The 25,687-nt window shown below is 42.2% G+C and carries 13 protein-coding genes; all 13 read right to left on the reverse strand.

Annotation, left to right across the window (positions count from 1 at the left end):
• Positions 1–4: 4 nt before the first annotated feature.
• Complete coding sequence (locus ACRD64_RS04905) at positions 5–2,293, reverse strand: alpha-L-rhamnosidase C-terminal domain-containing protein (RefSeq protein WP_430932105.1); 2,289 nt, start codon at positions 2,291–2,293, stop codon at positions 5–7.
• Positions 2,294–2,300: 7 nt separating this feature from the next.
• Positions 2,301–3,698, reverse strand: coding sequence for a sulfatase family protein (locus ACRD64_RS04910; RefSeq protein ID WP_430932106.1), 1,398 nt, complete (start codon positions 3,696–3,698; stop codon positions 2,301–2,303).
• 10 nt (positions 3,699–3,708) lie between these two features.
• Positions 3,709–6,141: a hypothetical protein gene (locus ACRD64_RS04915; RefSeq protein ID WP_430932107.1), complete on the reverse strand. Its 2,433-nt coding sequence runs from the start codon at positions 6,139–6,141 to the stop codon at positions 3,709–3,711.
• A 121-nt stretch (positions 6,142–6,262) separates the two neighbouring features.
• Entirely contained in the window at positions 6,263–8,095 is a 1,833-nt protein-coding gene (locus ACRD64_RS04920; protein ID WP_430932108.1) for an arylsulfatase, read from the reverse strand.
• Between the two features lie 34 nt (positions 8,096–8,129).
• Positions 8,130–10,424, reverse strand: coding sequence for a glycoside hydrolase family 95 protein (locus tag ACRD64_RS04925; protein WP_430932109.1), 2,295 nt, complete (start codon positions 10,422–10,424; stop codon positions 8,130–8,132).
• A gap of 108 nt (positions 10,425–10,532) precedes the next feature.
• Positions 10,533–11,972, reverse strand: coding sequence for a sulfatase (locus ACRD64_RS04930; RefSeq protein ID WP_430932110.1), 1,440 nt, complete (start codon positions 11,970–11,972; stop codon positions 10,533–10,535).
• Positions 11,973–11,993: 21 nt separating this feature from the next.
• Positions 11,994–14,846 (reverse strand): glycosyl hydrolase, encoded by a 2,853-nt coding sequence (locus ACRD64_RS04935; protein WP_430932111.1) that lies wholly within the window; start codon positions 14,844–14,846, stop codon positions 11,994–11,996.
• 51 nt (positions 14,847–14,897) lie between these two features.
• Complete coding sequence (locus tag ACRD64_RS04940; RefSeq protein WP_430932112.1) at positions 14,898–17,318, reverse strand: family 78 glycoside hydrolase catalytic domain; 2,421 nt, start codon at positions 17,316–17,318, stop codon at positions 14,898–14,900.
• Positions 17,319–17,354: 36 nt separating this feature from the next.
• Positions 17,355–18,815: a sulfatase family protein gene (locus tag ACRD64_RS04945; RefSeq protein ID WP_430932113.1), complete on the reverse strand. Its 1,461-nt coding sequence runs from the start codon at positions 18,813–18,815 to the stop codon at positions 17,355–17,357.
• 7 nt (positions 18,816–18,822) lie between these two features.
• Complete coding sequence (locus ACRD64_RS04950; protein ID WP_430932114.1) at positions 18,823–20,778, reverse strand: glycoside hydrolase family 97 protein; 1,956 nt, start codon at positions 20,776–20,778, stop codon at positions 18,823–18,825.
• Positions 20,775–22,322 (reverse strand): L-serine ammonia-lyase, iron-sulfur-dependent, subunit alpha, encoded by a 1,548-nt coding sequence (locus tag ACRD64_RS04955; RefSeq protein WP_430932115.1) that lies wholly within the window; start codon positions 22,320–22,322, stop codon positions 20,775–20,777. The genes ACRD64_RS04950 and ACRD64_RS04955 overlap by 4 nt, the downstream gene beginning before the upstream one ends.
• Positions 22,322–23,314 carry an ornithine cyclodeaminase family protein gene (locus tag ACRD64_RS04960; protein WP_430932116.1) on the reverse strand — a complete coding sequence of 331 codons (993 nt, stop codon included), beginning with the start codon at positions 23,312–23,314 and terminating at the stop codon, positions 22,322–22,324. Before ACRD64_RS04960 ends, ACRD64_RS04955 begins: the two co-directional genes overlap by 1 nt.
• Before the next feature lie 122 nt (positions 23,315–23,436).
• Positions 23,437–25,683 carry a S9 family peptidase gene (locus tag ACRD64_RS04965; protein WP_430932117.1) on the reverse strand — a complete coding sequence of 749 codons (2,247 nt, stop codon included), beginning with the start codon at positions 25,681–25,683 and terminating at the stop codon, positions 23,437–23,439.
• Between the last annotated feature and the right edge of the window lie 4 nt (positions 25,684–25,687).

Here is a 25,687-nt window from a genome sequence, read left to right on the forward strand (position 1 = left end):
TGTTTTATTTTGAAGCTAGTTCCTTATTGTTAAATTGTGTTTTAGTATCAACCACTATTTCCCAGCTTCCTGATTCCAGCTTGAAGTATTTATATAAATTGTCTTCACGTTGTACTAATTCTATATGTTTACGCTCTCCTTGCACCTTAAAATCCTTATTGTTTTTGGGGATTCTGATAATGGCGGAAGATTGGTCCGGCACCACTAATTGGTAGGATATTTTTGTATTCAGCTTATCATATGCAAGTTTTATTTTACCCTTTACGGTGGAGAAGGAACACGACATACTTTTGAAGTTTCCGGGTTCCGGAAAAACATGAAACTCGCTAAATCCTGGTTTTTCCGGCTCTATACCCGCAAGGTATTTATACATTAGAGAAAGCGGGCCTCCGCTCCATGCGTGGTTGTGCGACCAGTTTCCATCATGGAAAATTTCCCAAAGGGTACTGTGTTCGGAGTCTATCATTGGTTTATACCGTTCTTTCATTCGTGTTAGGGCAAGTTCGGTCTCTCCCATCACAAACAACGCTTCTTCAACATATTTTTCCATGTAAGGGCTTGAGTGTCGGGTTTCAAATAAAAGGTTCCTTAATACCGGATATTTTGATGGATCAGCGATACCGGCAACCACGGCCAATCCGTTGCCCCGGTCATCTGTTTCTTTTTTATAGTTTGGTGAACGATAGCCTTGTTTTGTCCAGAACTCCGAATTCAAATGATTCTTAACGCGCTCCATTTTTTCCAAAGCACGATTCTTCTCGCCAGGTTCATTCACATACTCAGCCATTTCAGCATAACCTTTCAACGCCAAATAATACCAAACATGCTCCAACAGGGTTTTGTCCAGTTTTCCGCCCCAGTCGGCCCAGTTCCAGCCCCCTTTTTTGAAGGGCACCGAGCCATCTTCACCGACCTGCCACTTCGACAGGTATTCTTTCACGGCTGGAAACACTTTGTTATACATCTCCTGTTCGCCGGTATATTGCACATAATGACGAAAACCGAACCACCCGATACTTGCCAGCATTTGTTGCGGCAGTTCTTTGTCCCAGTTGCCCGCCGGAATGGGAGAAAATAGCGTGCTGTCGGGCTTCTGCCAATCCACCAGCTCATAAATGGCTTTGCGCGAAAGGTCGATTGCCGTGTTGTCCATTGCGTAAAATGTTTCCTCCATTTCCAAAACCAAATCGCCCCACCATTGTGCTCTCTCTCTATCGGGACAGTCCATGAAATTGTCGCGCATGGTTACATAAAGCGTACGTTCCGCTTTTGCAAGTAAGGTCATCAAATCTGCATCATCGACTTTAAATTCCCCATCAAATTCGGAGTTATATCCTGTTTCGCGGTATCCGGCTTCCAGGATTTCAACGCCTTCTTCAAGGTCGAAATACACTTCCTCACCGTTTAGCCAGGGTAAATGTTCGTATTCTTGCACTCCCCCTTTGGTTTCATATTCTGCGCGCAAGGGGATATCATTCAAGTTGTAAAAGTTATCTGTGGTGATTTCAATCTGTTTTCCCGCATCAGATTTTACTTTCAGCCAAAAGTGAAACTGCATATTGTAGGGAAGCTTCATCGCCACCCGGTTGCTGTCTCGTTTCAAATCAGTTACTTTGGTCAACCCAAAATCTTTCCATTGCGGAATCGGCCGTTTCACCAAATCATTCCAGGGAGCGGTTCCAATTTTTCCAATCTCAACAGCATTCCGCCATTTTGAGTCATCGAATCCGGGCAGTTGCCAACCTTGATGATGTTGCGTCGCCACAAAACGAACGTTGCTTTCGGGTAGGCGGAAATTTTTGCGGGGTATTCCTGCATCCTGATAGGCACTGTCAACCCGGATCTTCCATCCTAAATCACTTACCATCCTTTCCTTCCCTGAAACGCAGTTAAAATAGAAACCGGCCATTTTACTATCCTTGTGCGAAAAACCATCACACCCGAAATACCAAAGTTGAACGGCAATGGTGTTTTTACCTTTTTTTAACCAGGGGGCAAGGTCAATTTCATCGAAATAAGTATCGCTGGGATTGGGGCCCCTTTTAAGCTGACCTTCCAAAACTGCCAATTCTCCGTTAATCCATAACCAATATTTACTATCTGCAGCAATTGTTGCAATTGCGGTTTCGGGCTGCTTCTTCAGCTTAATTTCTTTGCGAATTTGAAACCATTGGTTTTCGGCATGTTCAAAACCAGGTACAGTAATCCACTGGGCTTCTTTTTCAGCTGGCCTGGAGCAACTAAAAGCTAAGAATACCAAGAGCGAACTCGACAGATAGTAGATCAGTTTCATTAAATTTTTATTTCGCGTTTTCAACTCGATCACTGACCAAACTTTCAATAATCGAATCACATTTATGTGAATAATATTCCACCTTACCCCTATATTCCGGCTCGTAAGCCAGGTTTTTGACTTCGTTTATATCATTACTATAATTGTACAGTTCCATCAATTCGGGGGCATCGTCGTAGCGTATAAATTTCCAGTCGTTGTCCCTGAAACATTCGGTTCTGGGAATTAATGCATTGTTTTTCCAGCGGTGCTCACAAAAAATCGAGGTTCTCCAATGTTGGGGTGTTTCACCGTAAAAGGCAGTCAGGCTTTCTCCCTGGTATCTTTCCGGAACAGCAAGTCCCGCCAGGTTCAAAATTGTCGGTGTTACATCCACATTCAATACCATTTCCTCCAGCGTTTTGCTTCTTTCCATTATCGGCTGTCTGGGATCGTATATCATTAAAGGTACTCGTAACGACTGTTCGTGCATAAGCCATTTGCCGGCATAACCACGTTCTCCCATAAAGTAACCATTATCGCCCATCAGAATAATCACCGTATTTTCAGCTATACCTTCTTCTTCCAAAGTATTCTGTATTTTACCGATCACATCATCCACACCGCTAATCATCCGATAATAGCCTTTTACCATTTCCTGGTATTTCTCAGGTGTATCATAACGCCAGTGCCACCTTTTTCTATTCATTGTGGTTTTCAGGTATTCCGGTAGCGATTCAAAAAAGGCAGGATCAGCAGTTTCGGGAACAGGTATTTGATCGTTTATATACAAGCTATCGCATCTTTGGGGCCAGAAATATTGTTCTTCTGAACCATCATCTGCATGCGGGGACCAAAATGAAAGGGAAAGGCAAAAAGGCTCTTGTTTATTTGATTTGATAAAGTCAATGGCATGATCGCCATGAATATCGACCAGGTGTACCTGCTTTCCTTGTACTTCTTTGAAATAGGGATACCTTGTTACTATATTTGAGTGAAACATAGTGTCAAGCATTCCATCGTTAACTCTCACTCCGAATTTTCCTACAAAACCGGTTTGGTAACCCGCTTTTTTAAGTAAATACGGGTAACTGTCGTAAATATATGGATCGGCAATTAGCTTGTTTTTTCCAAATGTATAATTATGGGTTCTTTCGTACAAACCAGTGAAAATACTAGCCCTACTTGCAGCGCAAATTGGGGTGGTTACAAAGGCATTCTTAAAATACAGGCCAGATTGTGCCAGCTGATCCATATTGGGAGTTTGGATGATTTTGTTACCGGCATAACCCAGTGCATCCCATCGCTGGTCGTCGGTAAGGATAAAGATGATATTTGGCTTTTTATTTTCTACTTTCCTGCTTTTGCATGAGTATAAAAAAGAAAACAGGATGAAAGCAGTTATAAATATGGATATATTTCTCATGGTTACGTATTTAGTCGATCATTAATTTTTCATTCTTCTTAGGTTCCAATACCAGCTCTATTTTTTCCCAGGGGAAAGGATAAGCAGTAATCCAAACTTCCGGTTTAAAGTCGAGATGTTTTTTATCGTAACCAAAAACAAAGAGCTCCATTTCTTTTCCCAAATAATTTTCATTTACCGGAATATAGTATGTGTAGTTGCTGTCCCTTCTTGGGTTGAAATATTCCCATGGGTTGCACAGGTGCGATGGCGCGCGGTCAGGTGCACCTATCAATTCATCACCTATTTTTGCCGCGGCAAAAGCACCTTCTTTTCCATGTACACCGTTTATGGCTATGCACAAATAGCTGTTGGCAGGGATTTCATCCAGAACGACTGTTTTTTTCCAGGCTTTTTGGGTTTTTTTATACCTTGGGTGAGCAAATAGATTTGAGGCCCTCCAACCCGTTCTGTCCAATTTATTTCCTGAAACAAATCCTTCAATTTCAGTTACTTGTTGGGGGAAATTTCTAAAGCGTAGATAACGCACCTGTTTTCCGATTTCAATGTTGATTTCTGTATCAGCAAGATAAGTTATTTCTTCCCAGTTTTTCAGGTCGGTAGAAATTTCTATAATTTGGCCTTCATCGGGTTGCAGCGGAAGTAGCGAAAATACATCAGGGACAAAAACTTTTAGTTCATCCAATGGCTGCACCTTTCCAAGGTCGAGACGAAAGCTTACACGATGGTCGGTTTTGTAGCGTTGGGTTGGCCAGAAGCCGGTTTTTAAATCACCATCGAACAGGCTTTTATCCCAAACTCCACGATCAATAAAAGCTTGCTGGTTAAAAAAGGCATCTCGAGCAGCCTGTACTTCAGGAATAGAAGTTTCGCCCGAGCGTTGCAGCGATCGTACTTCCAGTGCATTGTTGTCGGCGGCATAAGCTGTGGCTTCATATAAAGCATCCGCGTCTTCAGGAATGAAAGTTTCGGTTAAATCGCCCAACTTGCGGTGGGTTATATTTGTAAGTGCTTCGCCAGGAAATGTGAGTTTTATGTTTTTTCCTTTCAGAAGTTTGGTAACCTCTTTCCCGGCAATTTTAGCAGATTTGTATTCGTCGGCATTCAACAATGAAATGCTGGATGTTGTGCCCGGCATTCCCAAAACTTCTATTTTAACGGGTTGCCCGACTACATTTTTTATTACCCTGAAATCAGCCCCTACCACAGCTGGTTCGTTATACTTTTGGGTGGTTGCCAACAGCATTGATGCCCTGAATGGTTGTACTTCAACCTCAACCAGGTCGCCTTTTTTATAGGTGCCCAGTATTTTTTCAGAAGGATGTAACTGAATCAAGGTAATCTCCTCGTTTGCTTCCATACCAATTTCCTCATCGAGTTTTACGGTATAGGTTTCAGTAGTCCATTTCAGGTTACGTAAGGTTACAATTCGTGTGTTTTTATTTCCTCTAGAAACCGGGTATGGACCATACGATTCGGGAAGTGTTTTTCCATCAATCAGAATATCCCTGTATTTTCGGTGTAGGTTGTAAATGCGTGCCAGTTTCGAAAACTCTGTGTCGTTTAACAACCATGGATTTCCATAAATTTCAGGAGCTAAAATGAGAGAGCGGTTGAAGGCCTGCAAAATCAAATCATCGTCCCAATAATCGAGGCACGACGACAGACACACTCCGTGGTCTTCGGTAAGCCGTTTCAACCCGGGAACTATTCTGCGCGACAAAGCCTGTGCGCGATGGTGCGGTGCAGTCATGGTATTGGTCATGTGCACATCGATATACGTTTCGGCGCCGCCAAATAAAAAAGTGGTGGCATAAGGTTTGCTTTTTGTTAGCCCAAGACGGTGGTTCAACAATATTAAATCGGGACTGTACTTGCGGCATTCCTGCATCATGTTTATAAATGCATCTTCTTTTTCGGGGCGCAAGGGGCCGCAAACTGCATCGAACTTGAACAATGCAAATTCGTAATCGCGGCAGAGTTTTACCATCTGGTCGGTACGTGCTTTTTCCTCTTCCGGCGTATTGCCAAAACCGTCTGGACCTCCCCACACACCCAATCGTATACCTAACGATTTTGCCTGAGTGTACAATGGATCAAAACCGTTGGGAAACTGGTTTTTAAAGCGGTCGGAATAAATGCTTCCATAAAAGCGTGCCCCGTCAATGGCACCTGCATCAAAAGCATAAATATCGAGCTGCATGCCGTATTCCCTTTTTAACCAGCCAAAAAAATCAAGGTTAACCCGGGTGTGTTCTTCGGTGGCACCTTCGTTGGTGTTGTTAATCCACGAAAAATATTGCGCTTTCGATGGCGTTTGCTCATCGGCACCCGGAAATACTTTTTCCTGTCCGTTGGTAGTTACCGTAAAAAGTAACAGGAACAAGAATGTACACTTTATGTAATTTAACAGTTGTGGCATGTAAGGTTTCGTAATTTTCATAATTAAGTATCTAGCCTTAGGTTAAGGTTGGTTCCAAGTTTCAATTATATTGACGTTTCTGCTTTATGTTTACCCTATGTTTTGTTCTTAAAAATGATTCATGTTGGTGTTGGAATGGGATTTAATCAAACGCAATAACTTTCTGCTCATAATTCTTTCGAAGCACATCATCGGGATTGGCTGGAATGTAATTTTCAGAAATTTCGCCATCCGATTCGCCCAGATAATTTACATAAACACAGTTGGCTGAGGTTCTTTTTCCTTTTTCCCTATACTTTAAACAAGCCTGAATACAAGAGGTGCCGGCTTTTAAGTTGACGGTAAATGTTGCCGATTGCATGTCGGGCGTAATTTCCATTTCCCGTTCAATGTTTCCCACTTTTAGCCAGGCTGTTTTTAGAGGCAAATCCTTATCTCCGGTTTTGTTTTCTACCATTCTTTTCCCCGATTCCTGCCGCCATTTATTTACCTTGAATTCGTATTCTCCATCGCGGTCAACATGTAGCACCCAAACCCTTTTCCCTTGCCTCGAAAATGAGTCGTGTGAATACAGACATGTTGGATTTTCGTGTTCAGAACCGATGTAAATTTGGGAATACTTATCAAAACCCACCGAGGTGTCATCCCACCACTTTTCGTATTTTTTGTATAGTTTTTTAACTACATCAGGGTGCTTAGCTGCAATGTCGTTGTGTTGTCCGGGATCCTTTTTTATGTTGTACAATTCATCTTTTTCGCGTTTTACCAGTCGCCATTTGTCGGTTAAAACCTGATATTCTTTATCCTTTACCGGGAACTGAACCCGCTGGTTGTGTACAAATAAAGTGCGCTCGTCCCAGTTTTGTAGGTCTTCGTTCAGCAAGGGAGCCAGACTTTGCCCGTCGTAATCCAGCTTTTCCGGTTTATTCAGTTGGCAAAGGTCAATAAGCGTTGGCATCACATCGATGTGTGCCGAAAGGGCGTCAATATCTTTTCCTCCGCCAATATTTCCTTTAGGCCAGCGAATAAAAAAGGGCACGCGGTGTGCGTTTTCGTAGCCCCAAATTTTTCCGCCGCGCATTCCGGCGGCGTAACCTTCTTTGGGGTAGCCGGTTTCAAAATCCATATCGATGCCGCCAAACCAGGGACACGGACCATTATCTGTCATAAAAATAAGGATGGTATTTTCTTCCAGTCCCAATTCTTGCACTCCCTGCAACAATGTGGCAATATCTTCATCCAATTTGGTAATCATGCCATAATAACTTGCCAAACGGTCGGATAAATCATTTTTGTAAGGTTCAATATATTTCTCACCAACACGTAAGGGAGCGTGCGGAAGGTTGGTAGCCACATAACAAAAGAAAGGCTTTTCCTTGTTTTTCTGAATGTATTTTAAAGCCTCCGAAAACCAAACCGTATTGCAATAGCCCTCGTATTTTTCAAATTTTCCGTTGTGTTTGTAGCTGTCGTCGAAATAATCGTTTCCCCAATAATCGGGACTTTGGCCAACACCGCCGCCACCATGTACTATCGACTCTTTAAAACCTCTGTCCATTGGTCGGAAAGGATAGTTTTCTCCCAAATGCCATTTTCCAAAAACTGCGGTTTCGTATCCGTTTTCCTTAAATACATCGGCAATGGTTGTCATGCCTTCTTTTAATAAGGATCGGCCACCAATGGTATGCCATACGCCTGCTCGCGACGAATAACATCCGGTCATAAGTGCTGAGCGGGTGGGGGCGCAGCACGGGTCAACATGGAAATCGGTAAAGCGAACACTTTCCTCGTACAATTTATCTAAAGTTGGTGTTTTTACATACGGATTTCCGTGGCAAGCCAAGTCGCCATAGCCCTGGTCGTCGGTCATTATAAGGATAACGTTGGGCTTTGTTTCTTCTGCGTGCTTTTGTTTGCAGTTGTTTAATGTAAGCAACAACAAGCTTGCAATTAAAATGGAAAATGACACCTTCATCGTGTATTTTTTATAATGTTTTTTCTAAAGCTATTCATCTCAGACTCTTGTCTAATTGGTATTTTTTTCCGGCTTCAGTTTTAAACTTTCTTATTTTACCGCCATAATTAACAGTACAAGGCAAACCTTCTTTTGAGAGAATAGTAACTGTTGTTAGCTTACCATCTTTCCAATTTAAATCCACTTCAAAACCTCCTCGAGCACATAAACCTTTTACCGAACCAGTAGCCCATACAGAAGGTAGTGCAGGTAATAATTGTATTTGTCCTGCATGACTTTGCATTAACATTTCGCAATAACCGGCTGTTGCTCCCAGGTTACCATCAATTTGGAACGGAGGGTGAGAGCATAACAAATTAGCATATACACCACCACCGCTTTTGCCATAAATGGTTTTTGTTTCATCAACAATATTTACAAGGCTGCCAAGTAGTTTGTGGGCGCGGTCTCCATCACCCAACCTTGCCCAGAAATTAATTTTCCATGCACGGCTCCAGCCTGTACTTTCGTCGCCACGGGCATTTAGCGAAACACGAGCAGCCTCTGCCAATTCCGGAGTAGTTACTACGCTTACTTGTCTTCCGGGATATAAACCAAAGAGATGAGAAACATGTCGGTGTTTGTCTTCCGGATTATCTTTATCTATTTCCCATTCTTTTAGTTGCCCCCAACGACCGATTGCCGGTTTTAACAAATCATCCCTCATTTGGGCAATATGGTTTCTAAATTCTTTGTCATCTCCCAGTTCATCGGCAGCTTCAACGGTGTTGTTAAATAAATCCCAAATAATCATTTGATCATAAGTCACACCCTCTTCTGGCTCGTATTTATACTGTTCAGGCGACCAACCATCAGGGGTTATTAATGTTCCGTCGGGCCTTCTCACCAGATGGTCTTCCCAAAAGTGGCAAACTTCTTTTAGAATGGGGTAGGCCATATTACGCAGGTACTGTTTATCGCGACCAAAAGCATAGTGTTCCCATAAATGTTGGGCATACCAGGCGCTCCCCGGTCCATTCCATTTCCAAAACGAAATTCCACAAGCGTTATTCATTGTCTGAATTGTCCATCCACGAACGTCGCCATAATGCCTTTTTGTGTTTTTAGCACTAACTTCTCTTATGCTATTAACGTAATCAATAAATGGAACATGGCATTCACCAAGGTTTGCCGTTTCTGCAGGCCAGTAATTCATTTCAAGATTGATGTTTGAATGGTAGTCTCCTGCCCATACCGGACTGTTGCTATTGTTCCATATACCCTGCAAGTTGGCTGGTAAAGCTCCGGGACGAGAGCAACTAATTAGCAGGTAACGACCAAACTGACAAAATAAGGCCTCCAGTTCCGGGTCGGTAGATTTTTCATTTTTATAGGCCTGTAAGCGTTCCTGAGTGGTTTTTTTGCGTAATTCAGGAGCCGTTTTTCCCAAATCGAAAGAAACACGTCCGAATAAAGATTGGTAATCTTCCAAATGTTCCATTAAAAGTGCTTCAGCACTTTGCGCTGAAGCGGCATCAACTGCTTTTGTAACTCTTTGGTGAGGATGCTCTCCCAACCACTCTTTTTCGTAGTCCTGTTCAAAACTTGTTCCGGCACTAAGAATCAAAGTCAAGGTATCACATTTAATAAAATGTAAACCACCAATTGGTACTGCAGGAACTATTCTTTCCGTACTCTCATTTGCGTGTTTTAGTTTACCTCCTTTAGCTAGTACCTGAACTTGTGATTCGTATTCAAAGCCATTGTCCAATTTTCCCACAGCAGACATCCTATTATTTGCTCGGGTAATCTTCGCATTGTGCATATCGGTTAGCCATACACGGCCTGTGTAAGCTCCAGGTTTATCAGCAGTAAGTGTTACAACTATCACATTAGCAGGATGATTAGCAAAGGCAGTTTGTTTATAGTGTACTCCTTCGTAATCATATTCAACCGTATGGATAGCAGTGCTAATGTCAAGTTGACGTTTGTAGTTTTTTACCTTAGCCTGTGTATGTCCAAGCTCAATAAAGATATCACCAAAAGCCTGATGACATCCCATATCTTCTTCTTCTATAGCTCCACTCTGCAAGCGGTCGCCACTCCAAAGGCTAATTTCATTAAATTGAATCCGTTCAATATCTGTACCGCCGAAAAGCATAGCACCCATAGGACCATTACCTATTGGCAATGCCTCTTTCATCCACGATTCGGCCGGCTTATCGTACCAAAGTGTCAGTTGATTTGCAATATCTTCTTTCGCACTCTTTTGTCCGTTCACTTGTAGTATGGTTGCGACAACCATAATTATACTCAGGAAAACTATTTTTTTTGGGTTTAGTTTTTTCATCTTATTACAATTGTATTCTTCATTTGTATTCGACGGAACTCCCGATGAATTTTAATTCTTCTTATTTGTGAATTTGAATAATAAAAATTCATGTTCGTTTCATATTACTTATTGGATTATTTTCTTGGTTAGTTTAGCGTTCAGTTCTTGTACTATTTTTTCATATACTTTTTCGTCAACCAGATTTTTAAATTCATTTGGGTCTTTTTCCAAATCGTAGAGCATCGAAAAATCGGCATGAACGCTATCTTCTCGCCATTCGGTGTAACGGTATTTTTCGGTTCTTATTCCATAGCCTTTGGGGGAGCCCATGGTAAATTCAAAGGCTTTACCAGGTGTGTTCACATCGTTTAATTGTGGCTTTAAACTTAAGCCTGAAAGTTTATGAGGGGCTTCAATTCCGGTAAGTTCGCAAAGGGTTGGATAAATGTCAATCAAACCGGTCAGATTAGTGCATGTCTTCGCTTTTTCTTTTTGGCGTGGGTCAACGATAATTAAGGGTACGCGGCAAGCTTCTTCAAACATCGATGATTTGTGCCAGTGACCGTGTTCGCCCAAATGAAATCCCTGATCGCCGGAAAAAACGATAATGGTATTTTTTGCAAGCTTCTGTTTTTTCAGTTCGTCAATTAATTTTCCTGCCAAATCATCCACAAAATGAATGGCGGCATAATAGGCATGTGCATAATTTACGCCATGAGTATCGGGAATAAAGTTGAAGTTTTCGCCTTTTAAATGCCAGTTTATTTCAGGAATATCGTCGCGGTCGTTTTCAGGCACTTCAGGAATTTTGTATTTCGAAATATCGATGGCATCCCAGTGTTTTTTCGGAACAATCATGGGCGGATGAGGACGGTAAATCCCATAAGCTAAAAAGAAAGGCTTCCCTGTTTTTTGCGGATGGTTTTCTGTTAAAAGCTGAATGGCATTTTCCAGTCCTTGTCCATCTGCCATTTTTGTATCTTCAATATCGGGAGCTGAATAGACAATTTTTACCCCCCGGCTTCCTTTTTCTCCAACATGTGTTGCATTGTCCCATACTTCCTGACTGGCATCGTAGCCGGTGTTGTTTACGGCCACGTCCCAGGCAAGATTGTCGTCGGTGCCGGGGCCTCCAATTCCGGCAGGAATGCCCATGTGGAAAATCTTGCCTACGCGCGCTGTAAAATATCCGTTTTTGCGGAAAAGGTGCGGCAAAGAAACTACCCCCGGCAAGTGCTCGTTAAATGTTCCCGGTTTCATGTGTGTATATCCGCTTTCGAAAGGATACAAGCCTGAAAGCAGGGATGCTCGGCTTGGTCCGCAGGTGGGATACTGACAAAAGTTATTGCCAAAAACAACACCGCGCTGTGCCAGCAGATCCAGGTTGGGCGCAACGGCAACAGTATCACCATAGCAAGGCAGGCGGTCGGCTAAATCGTCGGCAATAATAAAAAGTACATTTGGTTTTTCTTCTTGCTGTGTTTGTGATGACTGGCAGCCACAAAAGGTAATCGCGAAAAGTATTATAAAAGTAAGTTGATAAGTCAGTTTAGTATTGATTTTCATCGCTTTGGTTTATTAAAATAATTAATCTTTGTAAAAGATTATTTCAGCGTTCCCAATCAATCCGGATTTTAAAAGTGAGCTATTCGGGTTAAATTTATATTTAACATTTGTATTGGTATAGCTTTTTTTGTTGGGATTTCTCAAATCACCAAGAATCCTGTTATTCCATGCATTTACCACCTGAACTTCTATTTCGTTAGTGCCCTGTTTTAGGAAGGGGGTAATGTTGGCTTTGTATGGTGGTGTCCAAATAATTCCACAGTCGTTGCCATTCAACTTAACCTGCGCTATTTCCTGCACATCTTCAAAAACCACAAAAGCATCCACTTTTTTTGAGATTGCTTCCTTTGCCACCGTAAAATTTCTTTTATAATTAGCCGCTCCTGAATAATACTTAATGCCTTCATGACCAATATCCGACCAACTGGTCAATTTTTCAAGATGATGAGATTTTGGGGCGCCCATATTGGCATCAAAATTAATTTCCCAGTTTGCCCCTAAATCGATAGGACTTACTTCTGTTACTTTTTGCTTTTTATTAAAACCGAATTGCAAATCATAATTTAATCCGGCATCATTTTTTCGAGTTGAATTATTCCTGAAAACGATAAACCTGGAAGAAAGCCCTTCGAGTTGAAGCTCAATGCTAATTCCATTTTTAACTTTTGAATACACAACATCTCGCTGTATCAGTCCGGTTTCGGCGTCCCAAATTTCCGGAATCATATTCTGGTCAACCCTAAAAATGCCTGTTATTTTTTCGCTGGCCGGGCTGCTATTTGAAATAAAATAAAGCTCCTCTGTTTCTGTTTGGCGATGAATGAAATCGATATGATAATCGCAATTGTCAATTCCTTGTGCTTCAAAATCAGGAGGAATGTTCAGCTCTTCCAGCACTTCTTTTACCGATTTTCCCCAATAAACTGTTCCCTTGCCATACTTATTTGAAAGGATCTTCTCACCATCGCAGTTGCCCCACATTTTGCCGGCAATTTCTTTCACCTCGAGGTCGCAACTGGGGTAATTCTTTAACGACGGTGTTCTTTCGGGCTTCGGGCCAATAACAACAGCTCCATCAAAAACCAATTTTTCGAGGCTTTTCAAAACTTCCAGCGATCTGTCATTTCTGTCGGGCAGCAACATTACCTTGTAAGATTGCCCGGATGGCAACACCAATTTCCCATCATTCGAGATTAAGGCATTACTTATTATATCGGCATTAATATAGTCGTAGCTATAACCTGGTAAGTCGCCAGCATCTACAGGTTTGGTATCGCCACAATGCAAGCACTTATCTTCTGTGAAAATTGGCTTTATATTTGGATCTATCCTTCTTGGAGGAACCAGATTGGGGGCCTGATCGCCATAGTATAAACATGCATCGCCAACAAAATTTCCCTGACGTAACATATACGAGCACCTTGCAATGTAATCCATAAAAGGCCTGGCATAAGGCCACCATGTTGCATTTGCATTTACGTGTTCGCCGGCGTGATAAGCAAATCCCGGCTTTCCTGCAATTTCAGGGTTGTGATCGAAGGTGTGAAAAACCACCTGGTTAAGACCTTCACAAAAAGCAATATCGATGAGCTGTTTAAAATCGGTAGGCCCATGTTGCCAATGATTCCACCCTGTAAGCGACTCGGCCGCCACTGTCTTTTTCCCGTAAATATGGGCTGCGCTAGCTGCTTCTTTAGTGACCCAATGACGTTTCCTGTTCCAGAATTCACCCATTGGGATGTGTGAATTCCCCAGTGCTTTGAGTGGGTCAACGCGCGGACTGCCTCCATGACCGGCTTCGGTTAACATTTTCATTCCATTTTTTTCGGCTATATCAACCGACTGCGCAAAGTGGTTTTCAATCATCATGTCGCTTACCAGGCGGCTGTAATCGCCGCGAAACCGTTCCGCAAAAACACTGTCTTTGCAGTTATGTCCCAGCAAGAGAGGAAGGTGTGGGATTGGATTGTATTGGTAGCGTGCTTTAAATTCCTGAATAAACCGAGGCGACCAGTCTTTCATTTGCCAGACCTCATAACTGTCGAGCATAAAAAACTTCAGGTGATTATCGGGTGTGCTAATCGAGCTTAGGCGTGATATAATACTATCAAAATGACTTTGGGTTGCCAGGTAACTTAGATGATCAATTACCAGTCCTTTGGATTTTGGACTGGGGCATACTAGATTTTGACCAGTATTACACATGAAAAAAGTAAGCACTTCCCATTTTCCTTCAGGCACCTGCCAATTAATAAATTTGCCTTCTGAAATAAAATCATCCAATAAAATGGTTTTGTTGATATTGGTGTCAATTATTCCGGAGTCGGAATAGGGAACAGCAATGGATGTGATTCTTGAAAAGGTCCTGGTTTCTCCCCATTGTGATTCCGGTATTCCAATGGTAATTTTTTTAGTTCCCGGGCCTTCCACCAAATGGCTGGTGCTTAATAACTGCATACTGGCATGGGTAGAATCTACCCATTCGCCTCCTGCATTCCAGCTACTTGATGCTACCATGCCTAAATCCAGACCGAGCTTTTTGCTTGTTTTCAGTGCAATCGAAATATTATTTAACGACTGTTTACCAAGAAATGCAGGGCCTTCCGGAATTATTTTATCAGGATCGGCCAACGAACCAATATCCCAAATTACCGCACCACGCAAACCTTTATCATGCATTTGTTCAAGCTCGTAAACAAGTTTTGTTGTATCTACAAAACCATTTAACCAGGGCCACAATGCCAAAGGCCTGTATTCTGTTGTTGGATTTAAGAATTTTTCTTCGGATAAATCTTTTTTAACAGAACTACAATGCGTCATCAAAAATATGGACATCACCATATAAAAAATCCGGATTGATTTATTTTTTAGCATTGGGATAGTATTTAAAAAGTTGCAGTTAAGTTTATTTGATATACACTTAATTTATTCTGAAACTGTAATTTCATACTTACCTTCTTCCAATAAGATGTTTCTTGCTTTGGACACCGAAAGTTTGTCTCTTATTTCTTTATCATTTTTCTTTATCGAGATAATTTCTTGTGATAAATTTTTTAGAACGCTAACCTGAGCAGTTGTTCCTTCAGGAATTGTCATTTTAAAAACACAAGTTCCGTTTTCTTCTTTTTTCCAGTTCGAAATAATTTCTCCGTAAGGAGATTGGTACGAACAATTCACAAAATCTAATTCCTCTGGAGTGGAAGGTGCGAGAACAAACTTTTTAAATCCCGGAGCTTCGGGCATCGGGCGAATACCGCCCAGCCAGCGGTAAAACCATTCGGTAACGGTGCCAAACATGGGGTGACAATTCGAAAAAGTGTTGTCGCTTTCTTCCCAGGTTTCCCAAACGGTGGTGGCGCCGTTGTCGATCATAAATCCCCAACCGGGATATTCCGTGCTGTTCACAATATCGAAAACAGCCTCCGGAGAAACATTTGCCGAAAGGGCTTCCAGTGCGTATTTTGTTCCGAAAATACCGGTGCTAAAATGTCCGGAAGGGCCATTCTTAATGGCTTGCTCTAGCGAGTCTCTGGCGGCTTCCATTTCATTTTCAGGAATAATATCGTGGTAAAGCAAAGCCGAGAATAAGGTTTGTTTGTTTATTTTAAATGTTACCGGTATATCCCAGAACTCAGCTTTAACAATGCCTTTTAGTTTTTCAGCCAATTGACGGTATTTCTCTTCATTTGCTGTATCGTTCATTTCTTTGGCAAAGGTTTCCATAATGCGGGCGCACTGCAAATAGTGGCATGTCCCGGTAAGTTGCACCGGTACTCGAATCATCGATTCGTGGTCTCCCAGCCCTTTGTCAACCAAACCATCGGGGTGCAGGTAGGCAACTTTGTCCATCCACGCTATATTTTTCTGATAAAGTTCTTTAACCAATTCGGTGTCGTAGTAGTATAAATACACGTAATATTGGGTAAGCAAGTAAGCCGATTCCCAGCTGATTCCACAATATTTTACACCGGCAAAAGGAGCAGTGTCCACAAACATCGAATCGCGCATGGCATCTAGCCAGTCGTAAATGGTTTTGCGGTAAAAGCCCTGCATATCGAAATTGTAAATAAACGATTCGCTGGTGGCATTCAGGTCGCCTCCATAACCAAATTTTTCGCGCGCCGGACAATCCGACTGCACACTAATTAAGTTGGCTTTAAAGGTTCTTTCGGTAATTTCCTGAATTGAATTTAATAGTTCAGAAGAACACGAGAAACTGTTTTTGTTTTCTACGTTCGAATGAAAGAACAGCCCTTCGATATCAGAAAGTTCAGGTTTGACTTTTAGGCCTGAAACCTCCATGTAACGGTAGGTGTGGTAGGTAAATTCAGGTTGAAACCAGGCGGCTTTTTCGCTGCCAATTATGTAGCTGTCGGTTTGCCATGCGATTTCGGGAGCACCCGGACCGCCAACACCTTTGCGTTTAATTTGGCCTATTACGGTGGTCATTGGATTTAGTTTGCCATCGTCGTAAATGCGTTCCCCAAAACGGAAAGTGATGGTGTCGCCCATATTACCCGCTAGTTTAATTCTGTACGTTCCGGTAAAGTTTACGCCCATATCTACCACATAAATTCCTTTTTTGGGCGATGAAATATCAACGGGTGTTATTCTTTTAGTTATCTGAACTCCAGGCGAAACCGCTTTTTGTAATTCTCCTCCCGGTGCTTCGCCAATTAATGCTGGTTTCCATTTGCTGTCCTTAAATCCGGCTTTGTCCCATCCGGCAATATCACGACGCGCATCGTAGGCAACCCCCAAATAGGCATCGTTCTTCAGCATTGGACCATAGGCATATTTCCAGCTTGTATCTGAAATTATTTCTTCAGTCTTTCCATTTGTATATTCGATATGGAGTTTGGCAATAAAAGTAGGCTTACCTACTTTGGCCAGGTCGTTGCGTAAGTTGCGGCGACCCCATTTCCGGAGTGGGAGAGGATTGTAAAACCCATTTCCAATTTTCACGCCCAGACAGTTTTCGCCGGTATTTAGTTGTGAAGTAACATCGTATTCCGAAAAGTAAATGCGTGTGCTAAAATCGGTCCAGGCCGGATCTAGTTCGTTTTTTCCAACCGGCTCACCATTTAATGTGGCTTTGTAATAACCGGCAGCTGTAATAATCAGTGTTGCTTTCTCAACCGGTTTATCTGTGGTAAAGTCTTTTCTAAAAAGTGGCGCCGGATAATCGAGGTAAAATAATGAATCGGATTTGGGCAATTCACTTTCATCGGTAATCCATTGTGCCTTATCGTCAGAGTTAAATTCAACATTCTTTTTTGTCGTTGTTGTATTGCAAGCAACAAAAGCAATGCAAAAACCTAGGCTAAATAAGCTTAATATTTTCATGAATTTTGTATTTCTTTGAATCATGTTTTTCTTCAATTATTTTGTACTAAGTCTGGGAGACTGAACTACTCCTTCACCACGCGTAAAACCTGAATAGTCGACAACTTTTCCCTCATTCAATTTAAGGTTCCATTTATCAAGGTAATATTCTCGTTTCTGAAAATTCTCATCTCCAATTTCTTTCAATTCCTTTTGAAGTTTTTTGGTAAGTGATTGTTGCACTTTTGCGAACTCCTCTTTATTTGCAAGGTTGTTTAATTGTTCGGGATCTTTTATGTCGTCGAAGAGCATTATCGCGCCTTCAGGCGAGCTTACATAGGTATATTGTTTTGTACGTATTCCCCTGTACTCGTCGAATTTATATTCATTCCCAAAGGGACAGACATTCATAAATAAAACAGAGCGGTCCACTTCAGAATCGGGTGACTTAACCAGCTCTGAGATGTTTTCTCCTTCTATTGTCTGTGGAATATCTACATTGGCTAATCCTAACAAGGTTGGAAGAATGTCTGGTGTGGTGATTGGCGCATTTACAACTTCTCCATCGTCGGTGTTAAATGGAGTTTTTATGAGAAATGGAACCCTTGTTGATTCATCCCAGGCTACCTGTTTGCTTTTGGGGCGGTTGCCATGTGAGCCCATCATTTCTCCATGGTCGGAGGTAAAAACAACAATTGTATTTTCCATTACATCGGCTTTCTCTAATTTATCTAATAAATCACCGATAGCTTTATCTACAGCCGTGCAATGGGCATAGTAACCATTTAGCTCTTTTTTAATTCTGGCATGCAATTCTGCTGGAACATTGGGTGAAACTTTAATCGCATCTTCTGGATAAAGAGCCTTGTATTCTTCCGGTGCACTGTGATGTGGGAAATGCGGTGCGGCTATGGAAACAAACAGTAAAAATGGATTTTCATCTTGTGCATGTTCGTCAATATAGTTTTGAGCCTCTTTTGAAATAGCAAATGGTGAATATCCGTCCCAGTACTTTATTTCCGGAGAATCGTTTTCATAATAAGCCATGTTATTGTATTCATGAGAACATTCCAGTGCCTTCCAATAATCAAAACCTTGTCGGCGTTCGGGTTGGACGTTCTTAAACCGGCCATGACCATCCAGATGCCATTTACCTAAGTATGCCGTGTTATATCCTGCAGATTTAAATATTTCAGCCATACAAAGTTCTTCTTCCGGAAGGTATAAGTCATTCAGGAACATGCCGGTTGATGTTGGGTATTTTCCGGTTAACAGTGAGGCCCGATAAGGGGTACATACCGGGCATACCGAAACTGCATTTTTAAAACTAACAGCTTCGCCGGCTAACTTATCCAGGTTAGGGGTTTGCACATTAACATCCCCTGCGTATCCAAAGGCCGAGGCCCTCCACTGATCGGTTAATATAAATACAACGTTTGGTTTTTGATCCTTAGCTGTGCATGCGAACAACCATATTAAGGTCAAGCAGAAAAACAGGTTATGAAATTTTGTAGTCATAGGATTATTAATTTTTTGTAATAATTGCCGTCCAACCACCTCCAGGAGCAAGATGAATGTTTAAAACATCTCCTTTCCGAACCGATTGCTTCTTCATTTTGTAGTCAGCCGCATACCGATGGGCATTTACACCATCCTGCCAAATTTTTAGGGTATAGTTTCCCTCGGGCAGAAAGTCAAAGTTAAGTTGCATTTCCCGCTCTGTCCAGTTGGTCATAGCGCCCACGAACCATTTTTCACCGGATCTGCGCGCCAAGGCAATGTACTCCCCAAGCTTGGCATCGAGTACTTTTGTGTCGTCCCATATGGTAGGAACTTCAGATAAGAACTTCATACATTCAGTTTCTCGATGGTAATTTGATGGATTGTCGGCTAGCATTTGCAACGGGCTTTCAAATACAACGTACATGGCCAGCTGGTGGCAACGGGTTCCCGAACTCATGGGTTCTTTTCCGATGGGTCTAAAATTGTGTTTGGTTGCATTTTTCATTGCACCTGGTGTATAATCCATGGGGCCGGCAACCATTCGAATGAAGGGCAATAACAAATCGTTGTTCGGATTGGCGTCAAAACCCCATTTGCTTTGTTCCATTCCCATTACACCTTCGCGGGTAATGACATTTGGGTAAGCACGTCTCATCCCGGTTGGTTTATAAGCCCCATGATAGCTGACCAGCATATGTTTGGCCGCAGCCTTTTGAGCCACCCGGTGGTAAAAATTGACCATCCATTGGTCGTCTCGTTGCATGAAATCGACTTTAATACCTTTGATGCCCCAACTTTCAAATTGTTGAAGTATGGCATCCAGGTTTTCATCCAGCTCCTTCCAGGTCACCCACAATATCAACCCCACGTTTCGGGTCTTACCATAATTTACCAATGCCTGGATATCAATGGCATCGATCACATTTAGCACATCACCGGACTGATACCAGCCTTCATCCAGGTTGATATATTCCAATCCATATTTCGAGGCAAAATCGATATAATACTTATAGGTCTCCGTGTTAATACCGGCTTTAAAATCTACACCGTAAATGTTATTGGCATTCCACCAATCCCAGGACACTTTCCCCGGTTTAATCCAGCTTGTATCATCCAGCTGCAAAGGTGTGGCCAGCTTATAAATCAGCTCCGACAAAATCAGATCCCCATCATTGGCGGCAACGACCATTACCCGCCAGGGAAAATTTCGTTTCCCCTGTGTTTTGGCCAAAAAATCGGCATGTTTTATTACTTTAGCATTACGGTCTCCTTTTGGTAACACCTCGAGCGGATACCCTGCAAATTTTCCCACAAGTGCATGTGGATTTTTGTCCGATCCTCGAAGAAACATTCCGGGATAATCCACCAGGTCCGACTCCGAGATATAGACTTTTATTCCGTTCTCCAACACCACCAGCGTGCCTGTTGAGCAGAACCTTTCGGAGGTGACATCCGACAACTTCAAGTGAAGGTATTCGCGCTCCTGATGAGAATACACCTGTTTCTCCTCGGGAAACCAAATGCTATGATCGTCTTTAAAATTGAATGTCACCGTTTCGTCCATAACAGTGTAGCTGCCCGTTCTGTCCGACACCCAACGATAAGCAACACCTTCATCATATGCCCTCGCAAGTAATGAATAACCTCCTTTAAAATCCAATTGCAATTCATTGTATTCGTCCTTAATGAGGTTAAATTTTCGAGGAACAACAGGATGAATCTCCTTCGAAATTTTCGTTGTTTTTATACTTCGGACTTTTGCATCTTTTCCAAATGTCATTCCGTTATCAATCGAAAATGCAATTTCAGATTTTGCAACGATTTCTTCTCCTTTAAAAAACACCCGATACGTTAAAACATCATCCACTTCCACTTCGATTTTGATTTCTCCCGAAGGGGATTGAACGGTATGGGATTGTGCTATAACAGAATAACAACTGGATAACAAGATGATGAAGTAAAACAATTTATGTGTCATGACCGATTAAGTTTATTTTTAATTCGAATTGCTTCTTTAGTAATGGCTAACCCACCTTTTCCCGTGCATTTCACACAGGACGGCATGGTTTTACTCACTCTTGCCACGGTATTGATTACCTGGTCAAGCGGAATTACCGCATCAAAACCCGAAACAGCCATTATTGCAGACGAATAAGCATTTACCGCAGCACTAATATTCTTGCCAAGACAAGGAGCTTCGACACGATCGGCAATCGGATCGCACACCAGGCCGATCATATTTTGAATAGCCATTGAAGCAGCCCCGACGGCTTGTTTTGCAGTTCCACCTATAAGCTGCGTAATAGCAGCTGCTGCCATCCCGGATGCAGCACCGCATTCTACCTGACATCCGTGTTCTTCGGCAGAAAAACCCGGCCCCATGGCAAAGTATGCACCAACAATTCCGGCAGCAAAGTATGCCTTGACCACTTTCTTAGTGTCTACCTGAATATCTTCGGCAATTGCGCGTAACGAGCCGCCAACAGTTCCGCAGGAACCGGCCGTAGGAACCGCGACAATCACCTCCATGGCACTCTTGGATTCCATCAATGCACTAACGTTGGCTATAATATTGTTCATTACAGAACCTGTCAATTTACCCTCACCCTCTGCTTTTGAAATCAAGTGAGACTGCTGATGCAATATCCGATCTTCATATTTTGTTCCGGCCAAACCAATATCAATGCTGTTATGTACAACCTGTACAAGTGTGGCCATCTTTTCGTTTAGTTCTGACTCCGTTAATCCGCTTAAATGTTTTTCGTAAAGAAGTCCCAGATCTCCCAAATCCATTTGAATTTCATCGGCATAACTAAGTAAAGAATCTATCGAACCGAAAGGCATTGGGGTTTGTCTGCCAGAAACAACCGGAAGAATGGGATTTACAATGGAAATATCTTCAACACCTGATTTCTTTTGAAGTTGAAGTATAAAATCCGAACTAAAAGGCAAAGACGATTTGAGCTTAAACAAATAACTGTTTTCTTTTTCACATACTTGAAGATCTATACCTTTCGGTAACATGGATTCTAAATCATCCTTCATATTTGTGAAGAAAAGAATTTCATATAAATCGCCATTTATCTGTACATTATAGCCATTGACTGATTGTATTTGAAAAGATCCGCCACCTTTGGAGATTGCCACAATCTGCACTTTCTTATTTGACGTTCCCCACAAGGTTAATCTTACCGTATTGGCATGAGATGTTTCAAAAGAACTTACCCGGTAACTAATTTCTATTTCCTTCTCAATGGCAAGATTATCGGTATCTTTCATGGCAGGGTCGGTAATCTCAAGTCCCAAAAGCCCTCCATTGATACCCATGCAGGTACCCTGTTCGCGGTAGTTTGGTGCCCAGGCCCCATCTTCGGCGAACTCAATGCATGCTTTCCGCAACCCTTCGTTTAAGATATCCAGGGCAGTTCTGGCGATGCGCCAGGATGCCGCGGTATGCGAACTTGAAGGCCCCCGCATTACCGGACCAATTACATCGTTAAAAATGCTCGGTAGTTGTTTCATTATTCAAAAAGATTAATTTCCTGTCCAAATGACTCGCCTATTGAGTTGCCATAAATGTCTGCAGCTACCGCATAATCCTGAATGGCCACGCCAACACTTTTAAAAATTGTGATTTCAGTCTCAGATTTCCTGCCAGCAATTTTATTCAGACAATATTCGCCAATCTCGCCGACAAGGTGGTTTGCTGTGATTATTCCTTCTTTCAATGGTTTTATCAGATCGCCGCTTTCTTTTAGACAAGGTTCTGTTTGGTCAACATAAACTTTGGCTGCTTTAATTAGATATGGGTCGATTTCTTGCATATGGGGCTGAAACGAGCCGATGGCATTAATGTGTACCCCCGGTTTTACTTCGTCTTTCTTGAAAAGGGGGGCCGTAGAATTTGTGGCTGTACAAATAATATCAACATCTTTTAATACAGAAGTTTCCTCGGAATAAATTATTTCAATCTGAAATTTTTCATGCATCTCATGAATAAACTGTTCTGCAGCTTCCCGAAATTTATCGAAAACAAAAACTTTTTTTATTTTTCGTTCGCATAGCACCGCTTCCAATTGCGTTTTACCTTGGATGCCGCAACCAAACAGTGCCATGTTTTGTGCATCTTTTCGGGCAAGAAAACGTGTTGCCAATCCGCTTGCGGCTCCGGTACGCAGTGCAGTTACGTACTCACCGTCCATCATCGAAAGTATCTCTCCCGTAACCGAATCAACTAACAAGATAATTCCCTGGATGGTTGGAATGCCCGGCACAGAAACCCCTTCGCGCTGGGTCAGGAATTTTATACTTACCTTCTTGTCTTTCTCAACAAAAGCCGGCTTAAAAAGCAATAGCAATTCCTTTGTGGGCAATGTTGTCATAAATCGTTGCGGCACAAAAGATTCGCCCGACGACAAGGAGGAAAATGCATGTTCCATGGCATCAATTGCCTTTTGCATGGAATAATTTTGCTTAATCTCGCCTGCTTTTATTATTTTGATCGGTTTTCTCATTTACTGAACTTTAATCCCTAATGGATGTATTGTTGTTTATAAAATCCGCACATGGATTGTTTATCTGATTACCCCTGTCTAAATGGTGCGCAATCACCATCCTATTAAAATGATCCTATTTCTTATTTTGCTCCTGCCGGCAAATTCTTTTTCCAATAATTGAGCATGGTCATTCGCAGGTGCATGGTGGTATTTTCTCTTTCGCTGATGCTGTGCGATCGCATGGGGTAATCAATCATTGTAAAGTATTTGTTTTGTTTTATCAGTTCATTTGCCAACATCTGGCAGCTTTGGTAATGGCAGTTGTCGTCCCCCGAACCATGAATCAAAAGCAGGTTTCCTTCCAGGTTTTTAGCATGAGTAATAGGGCTCCCGTCCCTATATCCTTCCATGTTGTTTTTAGGCAGGTTCATATAGCGTTCCTGGTAAATATTGTCGTACAACAACTGGTTGCTGATAAATGCAATGGCAATTCCGGTTTTGTAAATTTCAGGGTAACGGAATATACAGTTCAGGGTGTTTGACCCGCCGCCGCTCCATCCCCAGATTCCGATACGGTCCGGATCAACAAAATCCCATTCCATAATTTTCCGTGCACAAGCTGCCTGGTCGATAGGTGCCAGAATTCCTATTTTTTCATAAACACTTTTTCTGAATTCGCGCCCCCGTGGTGTATTGGTTCCTCGGTTGTCAACACTCATTACAATGTAGCCTTCCTGCGCCAGCAGCTGATCCCATAAATTTCCAACCCATTTATCCTGCACCGTTGATCCGGCCGGTTCGCCGTAAACGTAAAATATAACCGGGTATTTTTTCGAGGGGTCAAAATTGCTGGGTTTTATCATCCAGGCATCAAACTCCATCCCTTCATCGGTTTCAATTTTTAAGAATTCTTTTTCTGGGATTTCGTAATTCGCCAACTTGCTTTTCAGATTACTGTTGTCTTCTAAAACACGCAGAACCCTGTGATCGGGCAACGAAATTACTGAGTAAACCGGTGGTGCAGCATGGTTTGAAAAAGTATGAATGGCGTATTTGCAATCCGGCGAAATGTTATAAGCATGTTGTCCGCTCTGCTCTAATGGAGAAAGCCGTTCTGCTTTGCCTTTCCCGTTGAGTTTGCTTCGGTAAAGGTAGCGTTGTGTGGCATTTTCGGGCGATGCGATATAGTATGCCCAGCCTTTATCTTGGTCGATATTCAGTAATTTAATTACCTCGAAGCCGCCTGAGGTTACAGGTGTAATAACACCGTTTTCTATTGAAATTTTATTCAGGTGTAGCCATCCGCTTTGGTCGCTGAGCCAGGTAAACTCTTTTCCGTGGTTTAACCAGGTAAGGTTATCGTAAATGTCGAGCCAGGTTTCTACTTTCTCTGTATAAACAACTTTGGCAACCCCGCTTTTTGCATCGGCAAAAAATACTTTGTTGGTATTTTGTTCTCTATTAAGCTGCTGAATGATCAACTCATCCGATGAATTTGCCCATTCCATTCGGGCCAGATAATTATTCCGGGGATCGCCAGGAATATCCATCCATCTGATGTTTTTATCGGATAGAGCTATCGTACCTATTTTTGCGGATGAATTGTCGGTGCCCACTTTAGGGTAGGGGAGTGGAATTAACTTGGGATAAATTGAATCCAGGTTGTTGATCATGTAGAAAGTCCCGGTCCCTTCGGTATCCAATTGCCAGAAGGCAATGTTTTTGCTGTCTGGACTCCAGCGGAAACCATCGCGGCAGCTTAGCTCTTCCTCGTAGGCCCAATCGAAGGTTCCGTTGATGATGTTATCGCCCCCATCGGTTGTTAATTGCTCCAATTTTCCCGTTCCCAAATCCTGCACATACACATTTTGTTGGTAAACGAAACCAACCTTTTCTGCATCGGGCGAAAATTTCGCAAACATCAGCCAGGTGGCTTCCAACGAAGTTCCGATTTGCGTGAGTTTTTCAGTTTTTAAATCCAGCACCCAGTAATCGCCGCGTGTATGGTAACGCCAAACTTTACGTGTATTGGTGAAAATCAGAAGTTTGCTGTTGTCCTGCGACCACGAATAACTACTTATGACGATGGGCTTTTTTGCGCCTTTGGGAATTAACTTTCCGGCAGAAACCAATACCGTGCGGGTTCCCGTTTGGGCATCGTAGGTCACAATATCTTTCCCACCGATTGTTTTATTGGTTTCAAGAGCTGAATACCCTTTGTTGTCTTTCATCCAACGCACGGTATTTATTCCTTTCTGCCTGAAAACGTTGTTTTTGTATAAATCTTCAAGGCTTATTTTTAAGGGCTTTGTGTCTTGTGCCTGTGCTGTAATAATGGTTCCGGCTACTAAAGTTATAATCAACGTAAATGCAAGTAATTTCTTCATAACT

This window comes from Saccharicrinis sp. 156 (assembly GCF_050589685.1).
Taxonomy (GTDB): Bacteria; Bacteroidota; Bacteroidia; order Bacteroidales; family Marinilabiliaceae; genus Saccharicrinis.